The organism is uncultured Mailhella sp., assembly GCF_944324575.1.
Taxonomy (GTDB): domain Bacteria; phylum Desulfobacterota; class Desulfovibrionia; order Desulfovibrionales; family Desulfovibrionaceae; genus Mailhella.
In genome coordinates, this window is sequence record NZ_CALUWV010000113.1 from 1 (window position 1) to 6,016 (window position 6,016).

A 6,016-nucleotide genomic window follows, 5' to 3' on the forward strand; every position below is an offset into this window, starting at 1 on the left:
TTCCGTGCCGTGGCCTTTGAATTCCGCGGCAAGGGCGATTCCTGCACCTGGATCTTCAGCTGGGACGTGTGCATGACCCTTGGAAGCTTCCTGCCCGCGCTGCTGCTCGGCGTGGCCTTCGCCAACCTGTTCATGGGCATCCCCATCGACGCGGACGGCGTGTATCACGGCAACATCCTCAAGCTCCTCAATCCCTACGGCCTTGCCGGCGGCGTGTTCTTCGTGGTCATGTTCTGCTATCACGGCGCGCTCTGGCTCGAACTCAAGTCCGAAGGCAATCTGCAGGTGAAGGCTCTCAAGGCTGCCCGCGCGCTCTGGCCCGTGCTGCTTGCCCTGGTCTTCGTGTTCCTGGCCCTTACGAGCTACTATACCGACAGCTTCGAACGTCTGGCGCAGCATCCCGCAGCCTACGCGGCTCTCGCTCTCGCCGTCATCGGTCTTGTGGGCAGCCGCCTTGCCCTGAACAGCTGCACCCTCGTCGCCTGGCTGTGCAGCGCCCTGTTCATCCTGGGACTGACCTTCTTCGGCGTGTTCGGCATGTACCCCGGCATCATTCTTTCCAGCATTGATCCGGCTTACAGCATCACCGTATACAACGCCGCTTCCAGCCCCCTCACCCTGAAGATCATGCTCACCGTCACGCTCTGCGCCGTGCCTGTGGTGCTGCTCTATCAGGCCTGGGTCTACTGGACCTTCGCCCACAAGGTGACCAAGGAAGTGCTCAAGGACGAACACTCCTACTAAGCCTTTTTCCCGGCTCCCCGCGACTTCCCCCGCAGGGAGCCGAAGCAACCGACAAAGGCCGCCCGCGTCTGAACGCGGACGGCCTTTTTTCCTGCCTGAAGAACATTCAGGGCTTCCTGCTCGCAGCTTGCCTCAGCCCCTTGCCTTCTTTCGGGACTGCAACGCACATTCCGACTGCCGTTTACGGCCTCTCTGCGCCCTCCAGAGCTTCTTTGTCCACGAACGCGCACCCTTATCTCAAAATTTCTGAAAAGCCCTCAGTGCCTCGCACAACAGCCATTCCTGCCGGACAAAGGACGCGGAGCTCCCCCCTTGGAGAGCGCCGCGTCCCTCATGCAGTTTGAACCGTTCAGGCGTGATGTCTTCTGTGCTTCATCCTTCCGTACTCAAACCAGTACAGGAACGCCGCAAAAAGCGCGACGACGGCCAGAGAGAAGAACATGCCCTCGTAGCCGAATGACGGCACGAGAAAGCCGAAAAGATATGGACCCAGACCGATGCCCAGATCGAAGAACAAAAAGAACGTGGTGGTCGCCTGCGCAAAGCGCGAACGCGTGACGAGCGTGAGCGATACGGCCTGTCCTGCGGACTGAAAGTTGCCGAAGCCCGCACCGAGAAGCACGGCACCCAGAAGGAACATGACGCTGTTTTCCGTAACCGCAAGCAGCGCCATGGCCGAGGCCATGATGAGAAGCGCGGGATAGAACACCACGTTCGGCCCGTAATGGTCGAGGATGTGACCGCTGAAGGGTCGCGTGCCGAGCGCCGCTGCGGCGTACACAAGAAAGAACAGACTCGCCGCCTCGGACACGCCTCTTTCCGCCGTAAACGAGGTCAGAAAGGCCTGAATGCATCCATAGCCGAGGCAGGCCACCAGCGCCACGAGAGAAAAGCGGACCACACGGGGATCGATGTAGCTGTAAATATCCGTCATGGGACGATGCTTTTTCAGCATGTGCGGCAGCGTTCTGAGAGCAAAGAACACCGCAAGGCAGATCACGCCGAACAGAAACGACGTCCACACCACGGCCCTATACCCGGAGCCGTCAACAAGCGCAATGCCGAAAAAGGGCCCCGCGGCCAGCGCCACGGCCGTGCTCATGGTGAACAGACTGATGCCGAGCCCGTGACATTCCCGGGGAATCACATAGGCCACAATGGTACCGGTCGCCGTTCCCGTCACGCCCACGGCAATGCCCGTCAAAAAGCGCTGCACAAAAAGGACGGGCAGCGAAGCGGCAAGAAAGAATGTGGCCATACTGCCCAGATACAGCAGAATTCCGGCAAGCAGAATGGTACGGCACCCCAAAAAGGACAGCAGACTCCCCGAGGCAAAGCGCCCGGAAAGACAGCCCATGACCATGACGCCGCTGGAAAGCCCCGCCACACTCAGGCTCACGCCGTAAGCTTCGCGCACATACGGAGCTCCGGTAACGAAAATCATATAATACGCCGTCATCACAAGCAGATTGATGACGGCAACCACATTGAAATTGCGATTGAATATGACACCGAGCGTGTTCGTCCACGCGGCTCTGTCGCCAGTTTGCACCATGCCGTTCCTCCATTGCCGGAAAACAGGATGCGCCCAACGGATTACGGGCGCATCCCATGAGACATAGAAAGAAGACAGGACGCTTGTCAACAGCATTCGGGAAAAACGTCAACGGAGCACCGAAAATCGTATCCTTCCCGTCGGGACGAGCTAGACAGGCTGAGTCATATTCCCCTCCCCCCTGAGCTTAAGAGGAAAAATCCATTTCCCGTCTTTTTGAAAAGGCTTCATGCATACCGTGCATTCTCCCAGAAAGACCTCGTCCCTGAACAGGAAAATTCGTCCCCTGTCCTTCTCAAAGCTGTCGTACAGCGCCTTGTTGCCGTATTTCAGCATCTGCACGGCGGATCCGGTATTCTGTCCCATATAGTATATGATGCCGTCCCTCTCTTCGTTCCTGTACGGACTGTTGGAAGAACAGAAAAGCACGATATTGCCGCGCGTGGTCTGCCTGATGCCGCCGGGATGGTCATCCGCAAAGGAAAACCAGTTCTTCAGCTCGGCTCTGGCATATTTTCTGCCCGGAACGAGTCCGCAAAGTCCACGGTTTTCATTCTCACGCCTCGACTGAACGCTTTTTCGTTCCGGAAAATCCCGACAGAGCCGGGAAACTTCCTGTGAAACGGACTCATACAGCCCGGCATTTTCCTTGACGGTGAGATAGATTGCCATCTCATCATTATTCATCTGACTGTAATCATAGAGATTCATGCTGCCGAGAATAGCCGCCTTCTCCGTCAGAAAGCATTTTGCATGAAGATTGTTTCTTGTAAAAATTTCCGAGGCCACTTCCGCATGCTCAAAATTTTCCCTGTGCACAATGACGACAGGAACTCCCGCCTTTCTTTTTTCCAAAAGAATGGAACGGATGCGCATACTCATTTTGATGTACGGCGAAACGATGACGATGCGCTGTTCTGATTCCTCAAACATTCGTTCAAGATAAAATCCTATGCCCGCCGTGGTAACGAAGGTGGGGCCTTGTGTCCGGGAAGAAAAAAAATGCTCAAGCAGCGCCACAGCTTCCTCCATCAAAAACGCATAGCAGTCAATACACGGCAGGTGCACATATTTCACTGAGCAACATGGCCGTGCCCCCTGCTGCACATCCGTCAACATTTCTTCAAAGCATAAAGGCTCCGTCACCTTCCGACAAGTCGAATTTTTCCGGCCGGGATTTAAACGCCGAGGCCGGCGCCTTCCGCTCGCTCAGAGCTTAAGGCGCCGGCTTCGTATATGCCGCGGCGAGGGGAGTTGCCCTCCCCTGCTGCCGTTTTAGTCGTTTATGGCGTTGTTGATGCCGGCTTCAATGTCGGGAGCGATGATGGGACGCTCCTCAAGGTCTTCCAGGAACTTGTCGGGACGCTCCTTCTGTTCCGGAACCTCGATGTTCTGGTTGACGTATTCACGATAGCCGGTACCGGCCGGAATGAGGCGACCGACGATGACGTTTTCCTTGAGGCCGCGCAGGTAGTCGTGCTTGCCCTTGAGGGAAGCCTCGGTAAGCACCTTGGTGGTTTCCTGGAAGGAGGCGGCAGCCACCCACGACAGAGAGCTCAGAGAGGCCTGCGTGATGCCGAGCACCAGCGGTTCGGCCACGGCGGGCTGACGGCCTTCGGCAATGGCCTTGTCGTTCTCTTCCTTGAATTCCACCTTGTCGACCTGCTCGCCCACGAGGAACGTGGTCTGACCCGGATCGAGAATGGTGACCTTCTTCAGCATCTGGCGGACGATGACTTCAATGTGCTTGTCGTCGATGCCCACGCCCTGGAAGCGGTACACTTCCTGGATTTCGTCCACGAGGTAGCGGGCCAGATACTTTTCGCCGCGGGTATGCAGAATGTCGTGCAGCTCGGGATGACCTTCGGTCACGGGCTCGCCCGCCTCCACATAGTCGCCGTCGGAAGCCGTGATGTGCTTGCCCTTGGGAATGAGGTATTCCTTGGGTTCGCCCACTTCAGGACGCACGATGAGCTTTCTCTTGCCCTTGGATTCGCCCGCGTATTCCACGATGCCGGAGATTTCCGACACCACGGCCATTTCCTTGGGCTTGCGGGCTTCGAAGAGCTCGGCCACGCGGGGAAGACCACCCACGATATCCTTGGTCTTGGACGTTTCACGGGGCTTACGGGCGATGATGTCACCGGCCTGCACGGCCTCGCCGTCCTTCACCATGATAAGGGCGCCCACCGGCATGGTGTAGGTTGCCGGAATGGAGCCGGTACCCTGCGCCGAAGTACGGGACTTGATGGTGCCGTCTTCCGCGGTGATGTCGATGGCGGGACGGAAGGTGGTCGTGCGGTATTCCATGATGGTACGGGTGGACTGGCGGGTAGCCTCGTCCATCTTTTCCTGCACGGTCTTGCCTTCGATGATGTCCTTGAAGCGGATGAAGCCGTCAACTTCCGTGATGAAGGGTTCGTTGAACGGATCCCATTCGGCAAGCATCTTGCCCTTCACCACTTCCTCGCCGTCGGTGACGTAGAGGCGGGCGCCGTTGGGCAGGATGTACTTTTCAGCTTCGCGGCCCTGATCGTCCACGATGGTGAGCTGACCGCTCTTGCCGATGACCATGGCGATGCCGTCACGGTTGATGACGGATTTGACGCGGGTCAGGCTGATGCGGCCGGAGTTCTGCGCCTCAAAGCTGGACTTGGCGACCTGAGCGGACGCCGTACCGCCGATGTGGAAGGTACGCATGGTCAGCTGCGTGCCGGGTTCACCGATGGACTGAGCAGCAATGATGCCCACGGTTTCGCCCACGTTCACGAGATGACCGCGGGCAAGGTCACGACCGTAGCACAGGGCGCACACGCCGCGTTCCGCCTGACAGGTCAGGGCGGAACGGATGGTCACGGTACCCACGCCGGCTTCGTCCAGTGCATTGGCCACCTTTTCGTCCACCAGAGTATTGGCGGGGAACAGCAGTTCCTTGGTGGTGGGATGCATGACGGGGTACAGCAGCACGCGGCCGATGATGCGATCGCGCAGAGGCAGCTTGATCTCGTTGCCTTCGCGCAGCGCGGTCATTTCGATGCCGTCCACGGTGTTGCAGTCTTCCTGAGACACGATGACGTCCTGCACCACGTCCACCAGACGGCGGGTGAGGTAACCGGAGTTAGCGGTCTTCAGAGCGGTATCGGCCAGACCCTTACGGGCACCGTGCGTGGAGGTGAAGTACTGCAGCACGGTAAGACCTTCGCGGAAGCTCGCCGTAATAGGCGTTTCGATGATGGCGCCGGAAGGCTTGGCCATGAGGCCGCGCATGCCGCCGAGCTGTCTCATCTGGTCCGCGTTGCCTCGAGCACCGGAGTTGGACATCATGTAGATGGGGTTGAAGCTCGTGTCGTCGGCTTCGCGGCCCGTCTTGGGATCCACGACGTGATCGACGGAGATTTCCTTCATCATTTCCTTGGAAATGGTGGTGGAAGTCTGCGACCACACGTCAACCACCTTGTTGTACTTTTCGGTACGGGTGATGATACCGTTGCGGTACTGCTGTTCGATGTCGTCCACTTCGGCCTGGGATGCAGAAATGATCGCCTTCTTGCGGGAAGGAATGGTCATGTCCTTGAGGCCGATGGAAATGCCCGCGCGGGTGGAGAACTCGTAACCGATGTTCTTCAGCTGGTCGCACAGGATGACGGTGTTCTTGATGCCGGCGGCCTTGTAGGCGATGCCCACGAGCTTGCCGATGGCCTTCTTGGTGAGCACCTT

Annotated in this window: 3 protein-coding genes and 1 pseudogene; 1 reads left to right on the forward strand and 3 read right to left on the reverse strand. The window is 58.0% G+C overall.

The features are described 5' to 3' along the window. Positions 1 to 744: cytochrome d ubiquinol oxidase subunit II (locus Q0J81_RS09985; protein ID WP_294447567.1), on the forward strand; the 744-nt coding region annotated here is incomplete at its 5' end. A gap of 349 nt (positions 745 to 1,093) precedes the next feature. On the opposite strand, the gene Q0J81_RS09990 is transcribed toward Q0J81_RS09985, so the two are convergent. From Q0J81_RS09990 to Q0J81_RS10000, 3 genes and pseudogenes are all read right to left on the reverse strand, one after another. Next, complete coding sequence (locus Q0J81_RS09990; RefSeq protein ID WP_294447570.1) at positions 1,094 to 2,299, reverse strand: MFS transporter; 1,206 nt, start codon at positions 2,297 to 2,299, stop codon at positions 1,094 to 1,096. A 150-nt stretch (positions 2,300 to 2,449) separates the two neighbouring features. Next, a complete protein-coding gene (locus tag Q0J81_RS09995) occupies positions 2,450 to 3,319 on the reverse strand; it encodes a hypothetical protein (protein ID WP_294447571.1) in 870 nt (289 codons plus the stop codon). 255 nt (positions 3,320 to 3,574) lie between these two features. After that, positions 3,575 to 6,016 (reverse strand): annotated as a pseudogene (locus Q0J81_RS10000) (DNA-directed RNA polymerase subunit beta'); the annotation flags it as partial.